18 protein-coding genes and 1 pseudogene are annotated in these 22,883 nt (G+C 67.2%); 11 read left to right on the top strand and 8 right to left on the bottom strand.

Annotated elements, in window-relative coordinates; genetic code table 11:
• Positions 1 to 75: 75 nt before the first annotated feature.
• The gene (locus H977_RS0103100; RefSeq protein ID WP_029106481.1) at positions 76 to 1,917 is read left to right on the top strand and encodes a serine/threonine-protein kinase; all 1,842 of its coding nucleotides are present in this window, start codon (positions 76 to 78) and stop codon (positions 1,915 to 1,917) included.
• Positions 1,918 to 1,956: 39 nt separating this feature from the next.
• Positions 1,957 to 2,256, top strand: a complete 300-nt coding sequence (gene ricR / locus H977_RS0103095; protein WP_029106480.1) for a copper-sensing transcriptional repressor RicR — start codon at positions 1,957 to 1,959, stop codon at positions 2,254 to 2,256.
• Positions 2,257 to 2,362: 106 nt separating this feature from the next.
• Here the strand turns inward: ricR and H977_RS0103090 are convergent, their stop codons facing one another.
• Positions 2,363 to 2,662, bottom strand: coding sequence for an MTH1187 family thiamine-binding protein (locus H977_RS0103090; RefSeq protein ID WP_029106479.1), 300 nt, complete (start codon positions 2,660 to 2,662; stop codon positions 2,363 to 2,365).
• An 86-nt stretch (positions 2,663 to 2,748) separates the two neighbouring features.
• Between H977_RS0103090 and H977_RS0103085 the strand changes: the two genes are divergently transcribed.
• Complete coding sequence (locus H977_RS0103085) at positions 2,749 to 3,996, top strand: MFS transporter (RefSeq protein ID WP_029106478.1); 1,248 nt, start codon at positions 2,749 to 2,751, stop codon at positions 3,994 to 3,996.
• A gap of 142 nt (positions 3,997 to 4,138) precedes the next feature.
• On the top strand, positions 4,139 to 5,158 hold the full coding sequence (locus tag H977_RS0103080; RefSeq protein WP_029106477.1) for a L,D-transpeptidase: 1,020 nt from the start codon (positions 4,139 to 4,141) through the stop codon (positions 5,156 to 5,158).
• 204 nt (positions 5,159 to 5,362) lie between these two features.
• Here the strand turns inward: H977_RS0103080 and H977_RS0103070 are convergent, their stop codons facing one another.
• Positions 5,363 to 7,351: a M13 family metallopeptidase gene (locus tag H977_RS0103070; protein ID WP_029106476.1), complete on the bottom strand. Its 1,989-nt coding sequence runs from the start codon at positions 7,349 to 7,351 to the stop codon at positions 5,363 to 5,365.
• 65 nt (positions 7,352 to 7,416) lie between these two features.
• Here H977_RS0103070 and H977_RS0103065 point away from each other — a divergent pair, with 65 nt between their 5' ends.
• Positions 7,417 to 8,016, top strand: a complete 600-nt coding sequence (locus H977_RS0103065; protein WP_029106475.1) for a hypothetical protein — start codon at positions 7,417 to 7,419, stop codon at positions 8,014 to 8,016.
• Positions 8,013 to 8,702, top strand: a complete 690-nt coding sequence (locus tag H977_RS0103060) for a hypothetical protein (RefSeq protein ID WP_029106474.1) — start codon at positions 8,013 to 8,015, stop codon at positions 8,700 to 8,702. Before H977_RS0103065 ends, H977_RS0103060 begins: the two co-directional genes overlap by 4 nt.
• A 53-nt stretch (positions 8,703 to 8,755) precedes the next feature.
• On the opposite strand, the pseudogene H977_RS0103055 reads toward H977_RS0103060, so the two are convergent.
• Positions 8,756 to 9,217 (bottom strand): annotated as a pseudogene (locus tag H977_RS0103055) (XRE family transcriptional regulator); the annotation flags it as partial.
• 428 nt (positions 9,218 to 9,645) lie between these two features.
• Positions 9,646 to 12,504: an MMPL family transporter gene (locus H977_RS0103050; protein ID WP_029106472.1), complete on the bottom strand. Its 2,859-nt coding sequence runs from the start codon at positions 12,502 to 12,504 to the stop codon at positions 9,646 to 9,648.
• A 271-nt stretch (positions 12,505 to 12,775) separates the two neighbouring features.
• On the opposite strand from H977_RS0103050, the gene H977_RS0103045 reads away from it, so the two are divergent.
• The 4 genes from H977_RS0103045 to H977_RS0103030 all read left to right on the top strand — a co-directional run bounded on the left by H977_RS0103045 (position 12,776) and on the right by H977_RS0103030 (position 15,995).
• Positions 12,776 to 13,330, top strand: coding sequence for a hemophore (locus H977_RS0103045; protein WP_029106471.1), 555 nt, complete (start codon positions 12,776 to 12,778; stop codon positions 13,328 to 13,330).
• Positions 13,331 to 13,499: 169 nt separating this feature from the next.
• Complete coding sequence (locus tag H977_RS0103040) at positions 13,500 to 13,883, top strand: heme-binding protein (RefSeq protein WP_029106470.1); 384 nt, start codon at positions 13,500 to 13,502, stop codon at positions 13,881 to 13,883.
• 76 nt (positions 13,884 to 13,959) lie between these two features.
• Positions 13,960 to 14,628, top strand: coding sequence for a response regulator transcription factor (locus H977_RS0103035; RefSeq protein WP_196808164.1), 669 nt, complete (start codon positions 13,960 to 13,962; stop codon positions 14,626 to 14,628).
• A 26-nt stretch (positions 14,629 to 14,654) separates the two neighbouring features.
• Positions 14,655 to 15,995, top strand: coding sequence for a HAMP domain-containing sensor histidine kinase (locus tag H977_RS0103030; RefSeq protein WP_051288580.1), 1,341 nt, complete (start codon positions 14,655 to 14,657; stop codon positions 15,993 to 15,995).
• On the opposite strand, the gene H977_RS0103025 is transcribed toward H977_RS0103030, so the two are convergent.
• Genes H977_RS0103025 through H977_RS0103015 form a run of 3 tightly spaced genes read right to left on the bottom strand, consistent with a single transcriptional unit; the run spans position 15,983 to position 18,638 of the window.
• On the bottom strand, positions 15,983 to 16,348 hold the full coding sequence (locus H977_RS0103025; protein WP_029106467.1) for a DUF3054 domain-containing protein: 366 nt from the start codon (positions 16,346 to 16,348) through the stop codon (positions 15,983 to 15,985). The genes H977_RS0103030 and H977_RS0103025 overlap by 13 nt on opposite strands.
• Entirely contained in the window at positions 16,335 to 17,534 is a 1,200-nt protein-coding gene (locus tag H977_RS0103020) for a M23 family metallopeptidase (protein ID WP_051288578.1), read from the bottom strand. The genes H977_RS0103025 and H977_RS0103020 overlap by 14 nt, the downstream gene beginning before the upstream one ends.
• Positions 17,535 to 17,543: 9 nt before the next feature.
• Positions 17,544 to 18,638, bottom strand: coding sequence for a lysylphosphatidylglycerol synthase transmembrane domain-containing protein (locus tag H977_RS0103015; RefSeq protein WP_029106465.1), 1,095 nt, complete (start codon positions 18,636 to 18,638; stop codon positions 17,544 to 17,546).
• A 72-nt stretch (positions 18,639 to 18,710) separates the two neighbouring features.
• Here H977_RS0103015 and H977_RS0103010 point away from each other — a divergent pair, with 72 nt between their 5' ends.
• The gene (locus H977_RS0103010) at positions 18,711 to 19,844 is read left to right on the top strand and encodes an AI-2E family transporter (RefSeq protein WP_029106464.1); all 1,134 of its coding nucleotides are present in this window, start codon (positions 18,711 to 18,713) and stop codon (positions 19,842 to 19,844) included.
• A 14-nt stretch (positions 19,845 to 19,858) separates the two neighbouring features.
• Here the strand turns inward: H977_RS0103010 and mmpL3 are convergent, their stop codons facing one another.
• Positions 19,859 to 22,876, bottom strand: a complete 3,018-nt coding sequence (gene mmpL3 / locus H977_RS0103005) for a trehalose monomycolate exporter MmpL3 (RefSeq protein ID WP_029106463.1) — start codon at positions 22,874 to 22,876, stop codon at positions 19,859 to 19,861.
• Between the last annotated feature and the right edge of the window lie 7 nt (positions 22,877 to 22,883).

The following is a 22,883-nucleotide window of genomic DNA, read 5'->3' as shown; positions in this document are numbered from 1 at the left end:
CGCCCGGCCGACGCCCTCGAACTCACATCATCGCAATGAGTGGGTCCTCCGTGCGCCCCGTGGCAGGATGCGGCTGTGGCGGGGGTTGACGACGAGGGGACGGGCTTCGGCCGATACCGGCTGGGGCGCCTGCTGGGGCGTGGTGGCTTCGGCGAGGTGTACGAGGCTGTCGACACCCGGATGGGTCGCCGCGTCGCACTCAAAGTGATCAATGCGGCGTACTCGCAGGATGAATCGTTCCGGCAACGGTTGTTCCGCGAAGCGCAGACAGCGGGCCGGCTCCACGAGCCTCACGTGGTGCCCGTGCACAGCTGCGGTGAGATCGACGGCCGGCTGTTCATCGACATGCGGTTGATCGAGGGCACCGACGTGAGGGCGCTGCTGGCGGACGCGGGCGCGATGGATCCTGCCCGCGCCGTCGACGTGGTGTCACAAGTCGCGGCGGCACTCGACGCCGCGCACGCGCAGTCGATCGTGCACCGGGATGTCAAGCCTGCCAACATCTTGCTGACAGACGGCGACTTCGCTTATCTGGTCGATTTCGGCTTGGCCAATGCCGATGGTGACACGCGGCTCACGCAGAGCGGCACGGCGGTCGGCACCCTGGCGTACATGGCGCCAGAGCGCTTCTCCGGGGAAGACGCGGGGGTGGCCGGGGACGTATACGCATTGGCGTGTGTCCTTTTCGAGTGCGTGACCGGATCGCCCCCGTTCGCCGGCAATGCGCCGTCGGTCATCAACGGACATCTGTCATCGCCGGTCCCGGCGGCCAGCGGGCGTCGGCCCGGTGTCCCGAAGGCTCTTGATTCCGTGGTCGCCAAGGGGATGGCCAAAGATCCGCGCGCCCGGTACCCGAGCGCCGGGGCGCTGGCGGCGGAGGCGCGGGATGTGTTGAGCCGCCGTGACTTTCACCAGGCCGAGACGGTGATGGCTGATCCTGTAGCGCAGGTTGACTGGTCACCACCGCGGACGCCGCGAATCGAACTCCCGCCCCCGTACGTCGATCAGCCCACCACGACGAAGAGGCGGCGGTCCCGACGCCGTCGGGTCGTCCTCGGCGGATTGGGTGTGGCGGTGACCGTCGTGGTCGCTCTGGCCGCGTGGGGTGTCGCGACGGATTCCGGGATCCGCGACATGTTGTCATTCGACAGTCATGGCGAGTTGTTGCCGTTCACCGGATTACAGAACCCCTGGGGCATTGCGGTCGCCCGGGGTGGCGACGTGTACATCACCGACCGCCGGAGCGGCCTCAACCAGGATGTGGTGCTGAAGTTGGCATCCGGCGCCGACGCGGCGACCGAATTGCCGTTCGGTGATGTTTTCGAGTCATTCGGTATCGCAGTGGACGATTCGGACAACGTTTACGTCACGTCGTGGGCGCCGGGGCGGGTGATGAAACTGGCTGCCGGGCAGAGTGCCCCGACCGTTCTGCCGTTTCCGGACCTTGGCGAACCGACCGCATCCATCGCTGTGGACTCGGCAGGAAATGTGTACGCCTTCAACGATCGCGATGAACTGTTGAAGCTGGCCCCGGGTGGCGCGGCCCCGACGCCGGTGCCGTTGGGGCCGCTCGATGATCCGGACGGCGTGGCGGTTGACAGTGTGGGCAACGTGTTCGTGACCGACGGTGGTAATCGGCTGCTGAAGCTGGCTCCCGGGGCTTCCAGCCCGACGCAGGTCGCCGGCGTCGAATATCCCACGGCAATCGCGGTCGATGAGTCCGACAACGTCTACGTCGATTCGACGTCATCGACCGGACTGCTGAAGTGGGGCGCGGGTGCCACCACTCCGGTCCAATTGCCGTTCCTGGGGGTGTTCTCCGGAATGGCGTTCGACGACGCGGGCAGCCTCTACGCGACGATGGGTTCGGGTTTGAAAGAGGTGCGAAAGTTCTCGCCCGACGACTTGACCCCGTAATTCATGCATACCCCCGTAGGGTACCTATACACTGGGGTCATGGCTGACGAGTCGGCGGTGCATGGTTATTCACCGCAGAAAGAGAACTACGCGAAGCGGCTGCGCCGTATCGAGGGGCAGGTCCGCGGCATCGCCAAGATGATCGACGAGGACAAGTACTGCATCGACGTGCTCACCCAGATCAGCGCCGTCAACAGCGCGCTGCAGTCGGTCGCGCTCGGCCTGCTCGACGAGCACCTCGGACATTGCGTGACACAGGCTGTCTCCGAAGGCGGTGATGAGGCCGAGGCCAAGCTGGCCGAGGCATCGGCGGCCATCGCCCGCCTGGTCCGTTCCTGAGCTTGCCGAACCAGTGAGCGTCGCCGAGATCTACGTCAGGGTTGTTCCGCCGCGTTCGTGACGACCATGGTGTCGATTTCGGCGAAGCGACGCCTGACCATTCGCGCTACTCGCCCAGAGCCTGTTCGATCCGCTCGACCTTCGCGGTCAGCTGTCCGGTGTAGCCGGGCCGGATGTCGGCCTTCAGGACCAGGCTGACGCGTGGGGATACCGCCGCCACCACTTCCACGGCCTGCTTGACCACGGCCATCACCTCATCCCATTCACCCTCGATGTTGGTGAACATGGCGTTGGTCTCGTTGGGTAGGCCCGAGGCCCGAACCACTCGCACGGCTTCGGCCACCGCGGCACTGACACTCCCGGATTCATCCCCACCGGACGGGCTGATGCTGAAGGCGACGATCACGACAACGATTGTGCGCCCCCGGACGCTGTTTCAGGCCGCGTCGTCGGGCCGATCGAGACGTCATGGCACTACCGTGGCATTCCAGCATGACCTTCAGCGTCACCGGCGAATCGAGCACCGCCCACACCAGTCCGTGGACACCGCGCGTCGCCACGCAACTCGCCGTACTCGCGGCGGCGGCGTTCATCTACGTCACCGCCGAGATGCTCCCCGTGGGTGCACTGCCGGCGATCGCCACCGATCTTCAGGTCAGCGAGGGCCTGGTCGCCACCCTGATGGCCAGCTATGCCCTGGTCGCGGCCTTGACCACCGTCGCTCTGGTACGCCTTACCGCGCGCTGGCCGCGACGCCGGACCCTGGTCGCCACCCTGGTGTGCCTGACCGTGTCCCAGGTGATCTCGGCGCTCGCGCCCAACTTCGCGGTGCTGGCCGGCGGCCGGGTGCTGTGCGCGCTGGCCCATGGGCTGATGTGGTCGGTGATCGCACCGATTGGGGCGCGATTGGTCCCGGCCAGTCACGCAGGCAGGGCTACCGCCGCGGTCTATGTGGGCACCGGTCTGGCCCTGGTGGTGGGCAATCCGCTCGCCGCGGCGCTCAGCGCGGTGTGGGGCTGGCGGCCTGCCGTGGCGGTCATCGCCGTGGCAGCGGCGGTGGTCGCCGTGACCGCGTGGGCGACACTGCCTCCGCTCGCGCCCGCGTCCGGCGTCACCCAGGCCGACGGGGTGCCGCACGGCCATCGGCACAACCGTCGCCTGCTCACCCTGTCGGTACTCACCCTGATCGGAGTCACCGGGCATTTCATCGCCTTCACCTTCATCGTGGTGATCATCCGGGACGTGGTCGGGATACACGGCCCGCATCTGGCCTGGCTGCTGGCGGGGTTCGGCGTCGCAGGGCTGGCCGGGATGGCGGTCATGGCCCCGCCCCTGGACCGGTGGCCCAAGGCCTCCGTGGTGGGCTGTCTGGCCACACTGGCCGCGGCGCTGCTGGCCCTGTCGGTGCTGGCCCTCGAATCGTGGTCCGGGACGGTTGTGGTGGTGCTCGGTGTGGTGGCGGTCGTGGTCTGGGGTGCGGCGTCGACGGCGTTGCCGCCCATGCTGCAGGCGTCGGCGATGCGCACCGCTCCAGAAGACCCCGACGGCGCCTCCGGCCGGTACGTCGCGGCCTTCCAGGTCGGCATCATGGGCGGTGCGCTGATCGGCGGTGCGGTCTACGACCACGGCGGGGCGGCTCCCACCATCAGCGTCGCCGCCGCGCTGATCATCGTCGCCATGACTGGTGTCGCGCTGTCTCGTGGCGTTTTCACAGTTTCCTGCGCTACCACCGAGAAGTAACGCGAGCACGCTCACAGTCGATAAACACCGCAGTTCAGCGCCGTGGCATCGGTCGCTGTCGGGGGATGGCAGGCTCTCGCGGCAGTAGCTGGTCATTGCGTTGTGAGACACTGGAGCCAGTTGTGCTGTCTGGAGGTTACTCATGCCGAAATCGGCAAAACGTCGACTGATCACTGCTTTCATGGCCGCGGGAGTGGTCGGCGGGATGGTGCTCAGCCCATCCGCCTACGCAGATCCGGAGGTGCCGCCGGCACCCGTCGATCCTGCGATCCCGGGCCCCCCGCCGGGTGCGTACATCCCCCCGCTGCCGGCCGACCCGGCCGACCCGGCGGCTCCGGCCGCCGCCGCTCCGGCGACACCCGCGCCGATCATCAACTACGGCTCGCCGACCGTCCCGTTCACAGAGGGCAACGCACCCGGGCAGAACTCCACGCCGTTCACCGGTGAGGCGCCGTTCCTGCCGCCGTCGTTCAACCCGGTCAACGGGTCGATGGTGGGTGTCGCCAAGCCCATCTACATCAACTTCCAGCGGCCGATCGCCAACCGCCAGTTGGCCCAGGATGCCATCCGGATCACGTCGAACCCGCCCGTGGCCGGCCGGTTCTACTGGGTCACCGACACGCAGCTGCGCTGGCGCCCGCAGGACTTCTGGCCGTCCAACACCGTGGTGAACATCGACGCGGCCGGCACCAAGTCGAGCTTCAGGGTGGGCGACTACCTGGTGGCCACGGTCGATGACAAGGCCCACCAGATGGAGATCTTGCGCAACGGGAAGCTGGAGAAGACCTTCCCGGTGTCGATGGGCAAGCCCGACGGCAAGCATGAGACCAAGAACGGCACCTACTACGTGCTGGAGAAGTTCCCCGACATCGTGATGGATTCCTCCACCTACGGTGTGCCGGTGGACTCCAAAGAGGGCTACAAGCTCAAGGTCAAGGATGCGGTCCGCATCGACAACAGCGGCGTCTTCGTGCACAGCGCCCCGTGGTCGGTCGCCCAGCAGGGCAGGAGCAACAGCAGTCACGGCTGTATCAACCTCAGCCCGGAAAACGCCAAGTGGTTCTACGACAACTTCGGCAGCGGCGACCCGGTGGTGATCAAGAACACCGGTGGTGGCTGGTACAACACGCCTGACGGTGCATCCGACTGGCAGATGTTCTAGCAGAACGTCGATACCAAAAACCCCGTAGCCTCGCTGCGGGGTTTTTGGTATCGGGGCTAGATCACGTCCAGCGGCTCCCCGAACCGGTGAAAGTAGACCTCGTAAGCCAGCCCACCAAGGTTGGCTGGATCACCGAGGTCCGGACCCTCGTCGTGACGAACATCGTCAAACACGGGCGGTCCCAATCTTCTGGACGAACAGGCGCTAGTTCCAGATCCGGACGCGCTGAGCCGGCTCGAGGAACAGCTCGTCCGTTTCGGCCACGTCGAACGCCTCGTAAAACGAGTCGATGTTGCGGATGACGCCGTTGCAGCGGAACTCCGGAGGTGAGTGAGGATCCACCGCCAGGCGCCGGATCGCTTCGGCGTCACGGGATTTGGTCCGCCACACCTGCGCCCAGCCGAAGTAGACGCGCTGCACACCGGTCAGCCCGTCGATCACCGGGGCTTCCTTGCCTTTCAGCGAGAGGTGGTAGGCCAGCAGCGCGATGGACAGCCCGCCGAGGTCGCCGATGTTCTCCCCGACCGTGAACGCGCCGTTCACATGGTGCGAGCCGTCCAGTCCACGCGGCGTGAACTGTTCGTACTGATCGATCAGAGCCTTTGTGCGAGCGCCGAATTCGGCGCGGTCGGCATCGGTCCACCAGTCCACGAGGTTGCCGTCACCGTCGTACTTTGCGCCCTGATCGTCGAAACCATGACCGATCTCGTGCCCGATCACGGCCCCGATACCGCCGTAGTTGGCCGCGTCGTCGGCCTCGGCGTCGAAGAACGGTGGCTGCAGAATGGCTGCGGGAAAGACGATTTCGTTCATCCCCGGGTTGTAGTAGGCGTTGACCGTCTGCGGCGTCATGAACCATTCGTCGCGGTCCACCGGGCCGCCGAGCTTGGCCAGCTCGCGGTCGGAGTTCACCACGTGGCCACGCCGGTAATTGCCGTAGAGGTCATCGCGCTCGACCACCAGCGCCGAGTAGTCGCGCCAGCGGGCCGGATAGCCGATCTTGGGGGTGAACTTGTCCAGCTTCACCAGCGCCTTGGCCCGGGTTTCGGGCGTCATCCAGTCCAGGTCGTTGATGCTGACGCGGTACGCCTCGCGCAGGTTGGCCACCAGTTCGTCCATCCGGGCCTTGGCCTCCGGCGGGAAATGCCGCTCGACGTACAGCTTGCCCAGGGAATCGCCCATCAGGCCCTCCACCAGGGAGACGCCGCGCTTCCAGCGGTCGCGGTTCTGCTCGGTGCCCGAGAGGGTGCGGCCGTAGAAGTCGAAGTTCTCGGCCACCAGCTCGTCGGTCAGCAAACCGGCACGCGAATGGATGACCCGCCAGCGGGTCCAGGCCTTCCAGTCCTCCAGATCCTCGCCGGCCCACAGAGCGGCGAACGCGGTCACGTAATCGGGCTGGCGGAGCACCAGCTCCGACACCTGCTCGGGCGTGCTGCCGAGCGCACCCAGCCAGCCGGTCCAATCGAATCCGGGCGCATCGGCCGACAGGTCGGCGAACCGGCGCAGGTTGTAGGTCAGATCCGCGTCGCGGCGCTTGACCACATCCCAGTGCGCGGCGGCCAGCTTGGATTCCAGCGCCACGATCCGTGCCGCGGTCTCGCGCTGGGCGTCCGCCGTCTCCGCTCCATAGACGAGCGTGAACATCCGGGCGATATGGGCCGGATAGGCGGACAGGATCTCGGCGTGCTGCTCTTCGCGGTAGTAGGACTCGTCGGGCAGGCCCAGGCCGGACTGACTCATGTGCAGCAGGTAGCGCGTCGAGTCCTTCGAATCGGTGTCCACGTAAACACCGGCACCGCCGGACACTCCGGTGCGCTCCAGCCCGCCGAGCACGGCGGCCAGCGCAGTGCTGTCGGCCGCGCCGTCGACCAGGGCCAGCTCCGCGAGCAGCGGCGCCAGGCCGCGGGCAGCGATGGCCTGCTCGTCCATGAAGCTGGCGTACAAGTCACCGATGCGCTGCTCGTCGGTGCCTGCCGGCGCACCCGAGGCAGCTGCCTGGGTGATCAGATCGCGGATCTGTTCCTCGGCGCGGTCGTACAGGAGCCGGAAGGCGCCGTCGGTGGCGCGGTCGGCGGGAATCTCATAGTCGGTCAACCAGCGGCCGTTGACGTGGCCGAACAGATCGTCTTGCGGGCGGGCCTGCGGGTCGACATGGCTCAGGTCGATACCTGACTTGATCGCTTCTACCGTCACCCCGACATTCTTCCAGAAGGCTGCGGGTGCGCTGGGGCGGTTTCGCTGCCGGTACCCTCACGGCCATGCCCGAGGCGCCAAGCAAGGACAGCACCAGCGATCACTCCGGCGGTGCGGTCACCGGCTTCGGCTTCGCCTCGGCGGTCGCCGGACTGATCGGAATCGTGGCGGTGGTCCTGGCCGCCATGGTGTGGACCGGACACCGCAGCGAGGCCGACGAGCGGACATACCAGACCCGGGTCCTGCGAACGGCTGCCGACTGGACCAATGTCCTGATCAACATCAACAAGGACTCCGTCGAGGCCGGCATGCAGAAGCTGCGCGAGGGCACCGTCGGTCAGCTCAACTCCGACTTCGATGCCGCCGTGCAGCCGTACCGCGATCTGGTGCAGCGGTTGCAGGCGCGCACCACCGGCCAGATCGACTCGGTGGCCATCGAATCGCTCTACCACCCGCCACCGGGACCGGACGGGCGTCCGGTGCCTGCACCCAAGGCCGAGCTGGCCGGGATGGTTTCTCGCACCGACACCGTGCTGGTGGTGGCCACGTCCGTCAGCGAGAACGCGGGCACCGACAAGCCGCAGACCGTGCGCTGGACGTTGCGGCTGGACGTCTCCGACGTCGACGGCACGCTGATGGTCTCGCGGTTGGAGCCGATCCGATGAGAAACCGGTTGCGCGTCCTCGCATTCGACATCGTGGCCCCGCTGGCCGCGATCGCGGCGTTGCTCTACCTCGGTCTGGCGTTGGCCTGGCCGCTGTGGTGGGTGTCGCTGTGCTCGGTGCTGTGCCTGCTGATCGTGCAGGGCGTCATCGTCAACATCGTGCTGGCCCGCCGCGACGGCGTGACGCTGGGCACCGACGACGACGCGCCCGGACTGCGGCTCGCGGTCGCCGGTGTGGCCGCCGCCGCGGTGGTGGCCGCGGTGACGGTGGGGTACCTGCGCTGGACCGTGCCCGACCGCACGTTCAACAACGACCGTGACGAGGTGGTGCGCATCGCCAGCAGCGTCTCGGAGGCCACTGCCACCTTCAGCCCGCAGAGCCCGACCGCATCGATCGACCGCGCCACCGCGATGATGTCGCCGCAGCAGGCCGAGCAGTTCAAGAACGAATTCGCCAACGTGGCAAAAGAATTGGCCAGCAAGAACGTATCGGCCACCGCCACCACCATCTCGGCAGGGGTGGAGGCACTCGGTCCGCAGGTGGCCAGTGTGTCCGTCGTCCTACGCGGCACCCAGAGCGCGCCGGGCAAACCCACCGACAACGCGGTGATGGCACTGCGGGTCGCGCTGAGCAAGACCGACGGACGCTGGCTCGTCGACAACGTCAGCCCGTCGCACTCGCGTTAGGCCCTTCGGGCTTCGACGCGACGCCGGCGCAGCGCCGGCGATGGGGTGCGGGACTACTTCGCGGAACGCTGCGCGGACAGTTTCGCGAACCGGTCCGAGAGCCGTTGCATGCGCAGCAGCAGCGAGGCCGGCGGGCTGACGGTGCCCTCCAGATAATCGGCGAAGGACTCGTTGGACACCCCGACGCGCGACGCGAATTCGGGTGCCTGCAGCTCGGAGCGGCGCAGCATGGCCTGGATCTGGCGGGCCACCTCGGCGCGCTCGGTGGCCTCGAGGTGCTCACGGGTGCGCACCAGGACCTCTGAGAGCGCCTTCGAAACCCCATAGGGGCGAGCGGTCTGCAGGACTTCCTCGACCTGCCGGGCGGTCCGGCCGTAGGGGTCCCGCTTGATGGCGGCGACGATGCGCTGCCAGACCGCCATGTCGTCGGTCTCCAATGCGGCGCGAATGGCCGCGGTCGGCCAGTACTCGACCGGCCGGTCGTCGAATGCGGGTTGACGCTGCGGCGGTGCGGCCTTCGCCTGACGTGGCTGTCGTGGCTGTGCCGGCTGCTGCGAGCGCGGTACCGGTGTGCGTGGTGTCTGCGTGCCCTGCCCCTGTGTGCGCTGTCCCTTGGTGTCCTGCCCAGGAGCGCGTTGCTCCTGTGTCCGTTGTACCTGGGCGGGCGCTTTCTGGGGGCGTTGTGCGGAACTGCGCTGCGTGGAATTGCTTTCGCCCGCGGTGCGCGGTGTCGCCGCGCGCGGCGTGGTCGCGGTCCGCTGGGCGGCCGTCCGTGGGGCTGCGGCAGTGCGAGCGGCCCCGGTCCGCGGGGCTGAGGTGCGTTGCGCCTGGGGTCCTTGGACACGTTGTCCGGCAGGACGTCGAGCGGACGATTGAACCGGCTGATTCTCGTCGCGACGCGCGACTCGCGCATCCCTCGGTTCCCGGACGTCGGGGGCCAACGTCACTTCGCCTCCTCCAGCATCGCTACCGCAACTGACAGGCAGCGCTGCCTGACTTTCTCCCACTCGGCAGCCGCATCCGGGTCCGACATCACGAAGTCGTGTTCATCGGACGGTTGCGGGTCGGCCAGCCGACGCACCAATTGCGTGGCGACCCATCTGCTCTTCGGGTTCTGCCCACAGTAATACCGGTCCATGCCCGACAACACCAGAGCTGCTGTCTCCGTTTCGACCGAATCGACAAGATCAGCAAACTCTTCAAAGTCTTTGGTGCTGTTACGGCACATGATCAGATAACTTTTCAGCCGCAGAGTTTCGGCGCCCGTCGGGATCTGCAGCCGATCACCGGTCGGCAGTTGGACATTGGTGGTCTCCACCGGGCCGAGGCGTTCCATCGGTGCCCGGTCCGCGTCGGCCTCGGTCTCCAGGGCATCCACGGCCACCGAGAGCCTGCCCCGCCACATCGTCACGGGATGCACTCCGGGACACCGCTTGGGGCCGCCGGGGCGCCGCGCGGCCAGCCGGGAGGACGGTTTGCTGCAGCCGCTGAACGCCAGTGGATCCGTGACGATGATGGTTTGCGGGGCAAGGGTTTTCATTCGCGCGGCAGTGCGCACCATCGTGCGCAGATCGGATCCGCTGGGACCCAGCGCCGAGATGTCGTCGGGAATGATCACCAAGTCGGTGACCTCGACCTTCGGCAGAGGCTTCTCGAAATCGACCTCGGGCAACAACCGGTCCAGCCACCGCGGCAGCCACCAGTTCCACTCGTCGAACATGGCCATCAGGGCGGGCACCAAGATGAGGCGGACCACGGTCGCGTCGACCGCGATGGCGACCGCGCACGCCACGCCGAGCTGCGCCACCAACGGCATGCCGGCAAAGGCGAAGCCGATGAACACGGCGATCATGATCAGCGCGGCGCTGGTGATGGTCCGCGCGCTGGTGCTGACCCCGTAGGCGACCGCGTCGCGAGTGTTGTTGGTCTGCAGGAACCGTTCCCGGATCCGGGTGAGCAGAAAGATCTCGTAGTCCATCGACAGACCGAACGTCATCGCCAGGACGAGCGGCGGCACCGTGCTGTCGAGCGAACTGATCTTCTCGAAGCCCAGCCCTTCGAACCAGCCCCATTGGAAGACCACCACCAGGCTGCCGTACGCCGCGGCCACCGACAGCACCGTCATCAGCACACCCTTGAGTGCCAAGAACACCGATCGGATCGACACCAGCAGCATCACGAACGCGATCGTCGCGACGAACAGGAACACCAGCGGCTGGGTGCTGGAAACCCGATCGTCGAAGTCTTTGATCAACGCGGTCGGACCGCCCACGTCGACGCGCGCGTTCGGCCCCGCGGCCTGCTGTAGTCTGTCCCGCATCCAGTCGACCGATTCACGGGCGGCCAGGTCCTCGGGATCCACCGACAGCACAGCCGACAGCAGCGCGCTGGTGTTGTTGTCGGCGAAGGCGGGCGGCTGCACGGCCTGGACGTTGGGGGCCCGGGTCATCTCCTGGCGGACCGCGTCGATCGTGGCGGTGCCCTTGGGGCTATCGGCCGAGCCCTCCGGAAAGGTCACCAGCACCCGCACCGGGCCCAGCGCCCCGGGACCCAACGCGTCGGCGGCGGCGTTCACCCCGCCGCGGATCTCGTGGGTGGGTTCGAACTGGCGCTGCATGCTGTTGCCCAGCACCATGCCGAATGCCGGGGCCGCCAGGGTGAGCAACAGGATCGCCGCGCAGATGGCCGAGGCCCACGGCCTGCGCATCACCGCTCCCGTCCACCGGGTCCAGAACCGTGACTGCGTCGCCTCGGCGCGGCGGGACCAGTGCAGGTACGACGAGCGCTTGGCCGCGGCCTTGCCGAACGTCGCCAGCACCGCCGGGGTCAAGGTGGTGGACGTCAGCACCGCGACCGCGACCGCGAGGATCGCGCCGGTGGCCATCGACACCAGCACCGGGGTGTTGATGAGGTAGATGCCCGTGACCGAGGCGATGACGGTGAGCCCGGACAGCGTCACCGCCAGGCCCGAGGTGGCCATCGCAGCGTCGACCGCATCCGCCGGATCACGGCCGGCTCGCAACTCCTCGCGGTACCGCATCAGGATGAACAGGGAGTAGTCGATGGCCAGGGCGATGCCGAACATCGACACCGTCGAGGTGACGAACACGCTCATCTGCGTGTACATCGACAGCAGATAGACCAGCCCCATGGTCACCACGACCGTGCAGATGCCGAGCACGAGCGGCAGCGCCGCGGCAGCCAGCGAGCCGAACACCGCCAGCAGCACGATCAGCACGATCGGCAGGTTCCACTTCTCGGCCGCGGCGATGTCGTGCTTGGTCGCCTGTGTCGCGGCCGCGCCGAGTGCACCCTGGCCGATGACGTAGAACTTGACCTTGCCGTTCTCGCTCTCGCCCGGCTCCTCGCCGTGCACACCGACCTTCTGGCGCAGCTGTTTGGCCACGTCCACCGCACCGGTGTTGTTGAAGTCCAGTTGCAGCGTGATGACGTAGGGCCGGTCGGGCTGCGGGGCCGGCTGTTGCGGGTTCGGCACGATCTTGACGCTGGGAACCTGCCCCGCGAGCTTCTCCAGCCACACCACCGCGGCGTTCATGTCCTGGAACGAGGCGTCGGCGCGGGGAGCCGCGATCAGGGCAAGCGGGGACGCGCCCTGGTCCGGGAAATGTTCCTCGAGTTGCCGCTGGACGTGGAGCGACTGTGAACCTTCGACGTCGAACCCGCCGCCGGTCAGATTGGACGACTGGTTGATCGCGAGGTAGATCGAGGGCACCAGAAGCAGTAACCACGTCGCGAAAACCGCCCAGCGGAATCTGCGCAGATAGCTGCTCAAGCGCATCATGAACTGCTGGATGCGAGGTCCCCGCTTTCTCCCCCCACCGTGGCTGGGCGTGTCCTGGCTCGTGTCAGCGAGAGCGTACCTCCACCGGTGTACTGTGGCTCGCTCTCTTCCGGTTCTGAGATCGCCCTGAGACATCTCACAGCTGACGTCCGTAGCGTTGTGACGGAGTCGTCGGCCCGGCGGTGCTAACAGAGTGGCCCCGTCCGGCGACATTGCCTAGGACGACCCCGGGACGGCGTGTGCGCCGGGGCCCACGCTGAAGGAGTACTCCATGCAACCGACCGACCGTGGTTTGCGCCGCAGTCTGGCCGTCGCCTTCGCGGTGACCGCGGCCGGCGGCGCGGCAGTGGCCGCACTCATGGTTCCGTCCGCCACGGCTGCCACCGATCCGTGCGCAGCCAGCGAGGTGGCTCGCACCGCGGGCAGCGTGGCGACCAACATCGGCAACTACCTGGACACGCATCCGCAGACCAATCAGGCTCTGACCACCATCAGCCAGCAGCAGGGCGGAACCCAGTCGATCGCGGCCCTCAAGAACTACTTCGATGCGAACCCGCAAGCCGCCAAGGACATCCAGCAGCTGCAGCAGCCCCTGGCCAACCTGGGGACGCGGTGCAAGTTGCCGGTGACCCTGCCGCAACTGATGGGCTTGGCGCAGGCCACCCAGCAGGGCGGCACGTCCACCGGTGGTTTGCCGGGTGGCCTGCCGTCGGCGCAGAACGTCGGAGTGCCCAGCCTCGCGGTGCCTGCGCAACGCGCACCGGTCTCGGCGACCACTGCGGGCTCCGGTCCGCTTCCGGGCCCCGGCACCGCCTCCACCCGCTGATCCGGCCGCCGCCGCGTCGCCGATACCGACGCCGCTGAGCTGCGGGTTCACCAACCTGGGCAGCGGTTTGCGCGCAAGGCAAGAAAGTCGTCACGGATTCTGCTTAGCTTTCCTGAGCCGATAACCGTTTGGGGTTACGGCCTTCCCCATCCGATGAAGGAGCTTGACCATGTTGCTCTCGGCCCGAAATGCGCGGCGCGTGGTAGCTGGCGTGGCCGGCACCGGCGCTGTAGCTGGTGCGATGCTGTTCGGCGCCATCCCGTCGGCGCTGGCCGACGACCCGGCGAACAACCCTCCCAACTGCAGCGCAGCCGATCTTGCCGGCGTTGCTTCGGGTGTGTCGGCATCGACGTCCGGCTACCTGTTCACCCATCCCGATGTGAACAACTTCTTCACCAGCCTGGAAGGCCTGCCGCGTGAAGAGGTGAAGACCAAGGTGCACGACTACCTGGAAGCGAACCCCCAGACGAAGGCCGAACTGACCGGTATCCGCCAGCCGCTGGTAGACCTGAAGAACCGCTGCGGCGAAGCTCCGGCTCCTTCCATCCCGTAACCGAGTGCGGGTGGAAGCAACCCCCGCCAGCGGCGAAGGACACGTGACGCCCGAGAGTGTGAACCGCACGGTGCTGATGGTCGACGACGACCCGGATGTGCGTACCTCGGTTGCCCGCGGATTGCGGCATTCGGGGTTCGACGTCCGGGTCGCGGCGTCCGGCAAAGAGGCTCTGCGCCTTTTGTCGAACGAGTCGCACGACGCGCTCGTTCTCGACGTCCAGATGCCGGAACTCGACGGTGTCGCCGTGGTCACGGCGCTGCGGGCGTTGGGGAACGAGATCCCGATCTGCGTGCTCTCGGCGCGCGACACGGTCAACGACCGCATCGCGGGACTGGAAGCCGGCGCCGACGACTACCTGACGAAACCGTTCGACCTCGGCGAGCTCGTGGCGCGGCTCAACGCGCTGCTGCGCCGGGCCAGCCATGCCGACCGGCCGTCGGACACCATGACCGTCGGTGCCTTGACCATCGACACGGCCCGCCGGCTCGTGTTCGTGGGCGGGGATCGTGTCGACCTGACCAAGCGGGAATTCGACCTGCTGGCCGTGCTGGCGGAGAACACCGGCGTGGTGCTGTCCCGCCAGCGGCTGCTCGAGCTGGTCTGGGGATACGACTTCGACGTGGACACCAACGTGGCCGACGTCTTCATCTCGTACCTGCGGCGCAAGCTCGAGGGGCCCGACGTGCCGCGCGTGATCCACACAGTTCGCGGAATCGGGTACGTGCTCCGGGAGGACGCGTGAGCGATTCCGTGAGGAATACGCGATAGGTGCGGGTCTTCGGCTTCATCCGGTCGGCGTCGCTACGTACCAGGGTCGCGGTGGCCTCGGCGCTGGCCGCCGCGGCGGTGGTCGCGGTGTTCACCATCCTGACCTCGGTGGCGCTGGCCAACAACGATTCCGCACAGCTGGACCGCAGGCTCGATTCGATCGTCGATGCCAGCATCAGCCCCGAGCATCTGCAGGATCCCACGCGCGGAGTGCTGACCACCGGCCGGTCGCGATCGACGGGGCAGGTGGTGTTCCAGCGTGGCTTCCAGTTGCCGGCGCTGCCGCCGGGCACCGAAACCGTCGAGGTCAACGGGGTCGATTACCGGGTTCGCACCGTTGCGGTGGACCAGCACGGCGGCGTGCTGATGTCCATCGGCATTCGTGCGGACAGTATCTTGTTGACTCCCAACAGGATTCCGCTGTACACCGGATTCGGTGTGGCCACGGTGCTGGTGGCGGCCGGGCTGGGCTGGCTACTGGCAGGGCCCGCCATCCGGCCGCTGCGCAAGCTCACCGAGCACACCTCCAAACTGGACAGCGGCACCGACACGATGCCGAAGGTGCGCGGTGTTCGGGAGGCCGAGGACCTCTCCGAAGCCATGGCCGGCATGCTGACCCGTTTGGCCGCTGCCCAACGCGCCACCACCAATTCCCTTCAGGCGGCGCAGGATTTCGCCGCCAATGCCGCACATGAGCTGCGCACGCCGCTCACCGCGATGCGCGCTGACCTGGACACGCTGCGCATCCACAATCTGCCGGAATCCGAACGCGACGAGGTGGTGGCCGACCTGTCCCGGGCGCAACGCCGGGTCGAGGCCATCATCACCGCGCTCGGTCAACTCGCCTCGGGGCACCTGGCCCAGGTCGAGGACCGTGAACTGATCGACATCGCCGATCTGCTCGACCGGGTGGTGAGGGAAAACGTCCGTGGCAGTGAGCATGTCGGGGTGGACGTGCAGGTGGCCGACGACATCGGCCTGGTGATGGGCTGGCCCGGTGGCCTGCGTATCGCGGTGGACAACCTCGTGCGCAACGCGATCATCCATGGTGAGGCCACCAGGATCGTGCTGACCGCCCATCGCAGCGACGAGCACCTCGTCATCACCGTCGACGACAACGGCCGCGGGCTACCGGTCGAGGAACACGAGACCGTGCTTGGCCGATTCCGCCGGGGCAGCACCGCGATGGCGGGAGGTTCCGGGCTGGGCCTGGCCCTCGTGGCGCAGCAGGCTCACCTGCACGGCGGCGAGATCAAATTGTCGGACGGGCCGCTCGGCGGTCTGCGTGCCACCCTGACGATATTGATCTCGCCGGCGGGGGATGCGGCTCAGGCGGATTGACGCCGGCGCACGGTCGCCAGCGTGCGCCAGCCCAACAACAACAGACCCGTCACCAGCGTGGCGACGATGACGAAGCTGACCGCCACACCCGCCGAGGTCAGTTTGCGCAGCACCATGCCGATCACCACGGTGCTCACCCACACCACGACCCCGGTGGGCGCCAACGACGTGGGCCGCTGCCATCCGCGGGAGATCAACCAGCCCACCACCGTTCCGGTGAGAAACGGCCACGCCGTCTCGGCCACCCCGGCCAGTGTGATGCCCTCGGCGTGGCTGCGCCGGCCGATCGTGCAGAACACCACCACGCAGATCAGGTCCGCCAGGAAGGCAACGGCGCCGTTAGCTCGTCGCATAGGTCATCACATCCAATACCAGTGGGCTGACGTCGGTTTGGTCGCGCTCGGCGAAGCCCGGTTGCCGTGCGGCCGGCTTGCCGTCGAACAGCGCATCTGCGGCGGCCAGGGAGGTGAGCCGCGAATCGAGCCGGAACGATTTGAAGGTAAATGGTAAACCATTGGACGCCAAGGGATCCGGGCCGTCCATCACGTGGAAGTGCAGATGCGGGGCATCGGAGTTGCCGGAGTTGCCCAGCGCGCCGATCACCTGCCCGGCGCTGAGTTTGTCACCGGGCTTGACCTTGAGGCTGTTCGGTTGCAGGTGGGCGTAGAAGGCGTAGTTGCCATCTCCGATGTCCTGCACGATGTGGTTGCCGCCGTACTGGCCGAGCGTGAGACCGTTCGGCGTCACACCGGGCACCTGCTCGTTCAGTCCGTCGAGCACCGCCACCACCGGCCCGTCGGCCACCGCGTGGACCTCGGCGCCGAAATACGGGTAGCTCGCGACCTTGGCCCGGTCCCCGGAGAACAGCCGCCCGTCGCGGCCGAGCTGTACGTAGTCGATGGCGAATCGTTCTGCAGCCCAGACTTTTCCGTTGATCGGGTTGAGCGCCATGCGGTGGGGCGTCATATCGCAGCAACTGTTGGCGTCCACCCAGTTGTCCCCGGTCAGCGGTGGGGTGATGGACACCGGCTTGCGGGTCTGCACCGACACCGGTGCCACGGGCTCGGTCAGCGTCGGCGGCACCAGCGGCGGCATCGGCTTGGCCACGGTGATCCCGAGTTCGTGGGTGAGTTGGGCGGGCACCTGTGCCGGGTCGTCGGCGACGACGTCCAGCCACACGTATGCGCTCTGGCCGGGGCCGAGCACGTTGGTTCCCACAGCCGAGTTACCCACGGCCCTGGTCCAATACTTGAGGGCGTCGCCGGACAGGGTGAGCAATTTGCGGTCGGCCGCCGAGGCGCTCAGCGAGTTGAGGGTGACGTTGGACGGCGAGGTGTTGGTCAGCATCAGCTCGTAGGCCAGGTGTGTGCGGCCGTCGGTGGCTGCTACCGGAACCGGTTCTGCCAGAACGGATCCCACCACCGGCGTGACCACCGGCGGCGGGGTGGTGGTTGTGGTCGACTCTGACTGGGGAGCTTGCGCCGACGAACACCCTGCCACGGTCAGGGCGAGCACAGCGATCGGATACCGGATTCGCATGGATGTCTCCTAGTGCTCGGATTCGGGTTTCGGGGAGTCGGTTGCCGGGTTCGTGCCCGCATCGGGGTCGATGTCCTTCTCGGTGCGGAACATGAAGAAGAACACCACCCAGCCGATCGTGGAAATGAAGATCCAGCTGACCAGCCGGTAGATGAGCATCGCGGAGATGGCGGCGGCCAGCGTCAGTCCGGAGGAGACCAGCCCGGGCACCAGCACGGCCTCCACCACCAGCAGACCGCCCGGCATCAACGGGATGGATCCCACCGCACGGGCCGCGGCGTAGGCGACGGTGACGCCTGCCAGAGAAGGGTGACCACCAGCGGCATAGCAGGCGAACGCCAGGCAGGCCACATCGGCGATCCAGTTGAACATCGACCAGCTGAACGCCACCGCGAGGTCGCGACGGCCCAGGTTGACCGACTCGAGTTGCCGCAGGATCTCGCGCCACTTGGCCAGCCCGACGTCCGACGGCCTGCCGCGCAGCGAGTTGACCCATGCCAGGACCTTGGCCCCGATGCCGTCGATCAGCTCGGGTCGGGTGGCCACGGCTTGGGCCAGCAGGACGATCGCCAGAAACGCGCCGAGCGAGAAGATCAGCGACAGCGGGTTCTTGCTGGCACCGAGCATGAGTGCGCCGCCGAGGCCGAGCAGGGCCAGGCCGACGATCTGCAGAACCCCGGACATCACCAGCTGCCACGACGCCACGAGCGGAGAGGCACCCCAGATGCGTTGCTGGCGGTAGACAAATGTTGCCGAGAGCACCGGCCCGCCGGGCATTGTGGTCGACAACGCGTTGCCGGCGTAGAACGCGGCCTCCGAACGCCACTGCTTGACGGGCACACCCGCCGAGCGCAGCAGCGTCCGCTGGATCTGGGCGAAGCTGTGCATCGAGGCCATGGCGGCGCCCACCGCCGCCAGTACCCACCATCCGTTCGCGGTCAGCAGGCTGCGCCATGCTTTTGCCAGCTGATCCCAGACCAGGGTGACCTCGAGTGCCAGCACGGTGACCGCGACTGCGATGACCACCCATCGCGCCCACCAATACCTGCCGCGCCTGGAGCCGGCCCGTTCCCGGGCCGTGTCGGCCGGCGCGTCATGTGACACGCACTACAGGGTAGCCGCGCAGGTCGTGACGACATCGCCGGTTGTGGCGGCGCGCCGCATTAGGCTACCGACATGTCACCGGATCCTGTTGCCGACGAGGCCGTCACACCGTTCGTCCGCAAGGTCGCGGCCTGGTCGTGGCGTCTACTGGTCATCTTGGCGACCGTCGTGGCGTTGCTATGGCTGGTCAAGCGCCTTGAGGTGATCGTGGTGCCGGTGGCTCTGGCCACCATGGTGGCGGCTTTGCTGCTGCCCGCCGTGGACTTCATGGACCGCCGCGGTGCACCACGCGGAGCTGCCGTGGCCCTCGTGTTGTTGGCCAGCTTCGCGGTGGTGGGCGGCATCCTGAGCTTCGTCATCTCCCAATTCATCGAGGGCGCACCCCAACTCGTCGAACAGGTGACCCGAAGCATCGACGGTGCACGCAACTGGTTGATCAACGGCCCGCTCCAGTTGAGCAAGGAGCAGATCGACCAAGCCGGCAACACCGCGATCGAGGCGTTGCAGCGCAACCAGGAGAAGCTCACCACCGGGGCGTTGTCCACCGCGGGCACCCTCACCGAGCTGCTCACCGGCGCGCTGCTGGTGTTGTTCACGCTGATCTTTCTGCTGCAGGGCGGCCGCAACATCTTCACGTTCGTCACCAAGGCGTTCCCGACCCATGTGCGTGAACGCGTCCGCGACGCCGGCCGCGCCGGCTTCCACTCGCTGGGCGGCTACATGCGAGCGACGTTCCTGGTCGCCCTGGTCGACGCGGTCGGCATCGGTACCGGCCTGGCGATCATGGGCATTCCGCTCGCGCTGCCGCTGGCCTCGCTGGTGTTCATGGGCGCGTTCATCCCGCTGGTCGGTGCCGTCGTCGCCGGATTCCTGGCCGTCGTGGTCGCGCTGCTGGCCAAGGGTTTCGTCTACGCCCTGATCACCCTCGGGCTGATCATCGCGGTGCAGCAGCTTGAGGGCCACGTGCTGCAGCCGCTGGTGATGGGCCGTGCGGTGTCGATTCACCCGCTCGCGGTGGTGCTGGCCATCGCGGGCGGCGGCGTGCTGGCCGGCATCGTCGGTGCGCTGCTCGCGGTGCCCACGGTGGCGTTCATCAACAGCGCCACCCGGATCCTGTTGTCCTCGGACCCGGATGCCGAGGAAGCCCGACAGCAAACCACTGAGGGCGTCCTGATCGACGCGAAACCGGACCAGCCGGACGAATAGCGCTCAGCGCGCTGTTACAGCCGGCCTTCGCGCCGCAGCAGGTCCTGTGCGCTCATCCCGCCGCCGCGACGCGGTGGCTCATCCTCAGGGGACCTGAACTTCTGGGTCGACGGATCCTGTTCGCGCTGGCGTGGATTCGGACCCGGAGCCGGTGCCGGGCCCGGTGCCGGACGTTGCGCGTTGAACGCCGTCGTCGGCGCGTTCTCGACACCGGCGGGCGGCCGCTGCTGTTGAGGCATCGCACGAGTGGCATCGGCCGACGGACGCGGGGGCGGTGTCGGTGCCGGAGGTGGCGGCGGGGGCGGGGTGCCGTTGGACGGGCCGCCCTTGGCCGGACCACCACGCAGCGCACCCAGCCACGATTCGATCTCGCGGTCCTCACGCTGTGGGGGAGCCGCCGGACCCGAGGTGGGCCGAGCGGGCGGCTGCGGGGTGCGCTCGGTGTTGGCGCTGGTGTTGCCGGTCGCGGTGTTGACGGTGTTGACGGCCGTGTTCACCGCGTTGCGCACGGCGTTGCGAGCCGCGGCGAACCGCGTGGTGGCCGGCTCTTGATTGGCTTGCTGCCGAGTCTGGGCCTGGGGCGGGGTGATCCGCGCCGTGCCCGCGGCCGAGGGAGCGTTGGTCCGCGGTACCTGCGGACGCATGGGCTCGGCGGCCGGATGGGTCGGATCATGCGGCCGCGGTGCGGGCAGGGCGCCGACACCGGCCAGGGCGCGGGGGTCCTCACTGGACTCCTGCCCCATCGGGCGCTTGCGCTCGTCGGGCAGCTCGGTTTCCCCGAGGCCGAGCTTCTGCTGGACACGCTTCATCCACACCGGAGCCCACCAGCAATCGTCGCCGAGCAGCTTCATGATCGCGGGCACCAGGAACATTCGGATGACCGTGGCATCGAGCAGCAGGGCGATCAGCAGACCGAACGCCAGGTACTTCATCATCACCAGGTCGGAGAAGGCGAACGCACCGGCCACCACCGCCAGGACCAGGGCGGCACCGGTGATGAGGCGACCCGTTGTGGCAGTACCGATACGGATGGCCTCGGCGGTGGACATACCGCGTTCGCGGGCCTCCACCATGCGGGAGACCAGGAACACCTCGTAGTCGGTGGACAGACCCCAGATCACCGCGATGATCAGACCGATCATCGGTGCCATCAGCGGCTGTGGGGTGTAGTTCAGCAGCCCCGACCCGTGGCCGTCGACGAACATCCAGGTCAAGATGCCCATCGTCGAGCCGAGTGTCAGCGCACTCATCAACGCGGCCTTGACGGGCAGCACGATCGATCCGAACGCCAGGAACATCAGCACCGTGGTGGTGATGACCAGGATCGTCACCATCAGCGGCAGCCTGGAGAACAGGCTGTGAATCGAATCCTGTTCCAGAGCAGGAGTGCCGCCGACGAACACGTCGATGCCGTGTGGAGGCTGCAAAGCCCGTAGATCCGCGATGTTCTGCGCCGCGTCACCGCGGTTGACCAGGCCGTTCTGGATCACCCGGACAGACTTGTCCTTCGACCCGCTGTCGTTGGCCGGGCGCTCCTTCCACATGGCATCGGGATCGTTGTCCGGATCGGTGAAACCGGCGACGGTCATCGCCTTGGCGCGCATGTCGGCAATCTGGGCATCGGTGATCGGCTCACCGTCTTCACGCTGCATCACCAGCGTGATCTGCTCGGTCCGGAAACCGGGGAAGAGCTTGTCGAAATGCTCCTGGGACTGGCGTACCGCGTTGTCCGGGGGTAGGTACTTCTCGCTGATACCGGCGAGCGTGAGCGAGCCGATCGGAAGGACCAGCAGGGTCATGACGATCAGGATCGGTGTCGCGAAGGCGATGGGCCGCTTCATCACGACGTTGACCAGCCGGCCCCAGAAACCCTTCTCCACTTCTTCGCGGGTCTTGGTCTTCTGGGTCTTCTCGGCGAACCAGTCGATGATCTTCCGGGAGAACGGCCAATTGGCCAGGAACGGCACTTTCAGCAGGGTGGTCACGCCGAGCGCGTCGACCCGGGGTCCCAGGATGGCCAGCACAGCCGGCAGCACGGTGATGGACAGGAAGGCCGCCAACATGACCGAGGCGATGATCGCGTAGGTGATCGACTTCAGGAATCCGAGTGGGATCAACAGCAGCGGCAAGGACGACGCCACGATGATCACGGCGGAGAACGCCACGGTCCGGCCGGAGGTCATCACCGATCTTCGTACCGCGGCTTCGGTGTCGTAACCCTCGGCGAGTTCTTCTCGGAACCGGCTCACGATGAACAGGCCGTAGTCGATGGCGATACCGAAGCCCATCATCGTCACGACCGGCTGGGCGAAGAAGTGCACCGGGCCGAACTCCGCGGTGAACCGCAGAATGCCCAGGGCGCCGCCGATGGTCAGGCCACCGATGATCGCGGGCAGGGCCGCGGCGACGGCACCGCCGAACACGAAGAACAACACCACGGCCACGAGCGGCACGATCGCCAGCTCGGCACGTTTCTGGTCGGTGCCGATGGTGCCGGTGAGCTCGCTGGCCAGCGGGTTGAGGCCGGCGAGCTCGATGTTGCCGCCGTTGACGTTTTGCAGATCGGGCGCGGCGGCCTGGTAGTTCTTGAGGATCGCGTCGTCGTCGTCACCCTTGAGGGGCACGCTGATGAAGGTGTGGCGCAGGTCCTGCGTCTTCATCTGGCTGACAGTGGGGTCCGTGGTGTCGGGGGCCTTGAGCCAACCGACCCACCCGACGACGGTGTCCTCGTGGTCCTTGACGACCTTGTCGAGTTCGTCGGTGACCTTCTTCTGCCACGCCTTGTCGGTGACCTTCTTGTCGTCCGGCGGTGTCAGGATGGCGACCACGTGACTCGTTCGGTCGCGGCCGTAGACCTCGTCGCCCAACAGCGACGCCTGGACAGACTGGCTGCCCTCGTCGTAGAAGCCACTCTGTGTGACGTGCTGTCCGAGACTGGCCCCATAGACGCCGCCACCTAGGCACAGCGCCACCATGACACCGATGACGATGTACCTGAACTGGTACACCGTTCGACCCCACCAGGCGAACACTTAGGCT

Source organism: Mycobacterium sp. URHD0025 (assembly GCF_000426065.1).
Lineage (GTDB): Bacteria > Actinomycetota > Actinomycetes > Mycobacteriales > Mycobacteriaceae > Mycobacterium.
This window is presented reverse-complemented; position numbering and strand designations above follow the sequence as displayed.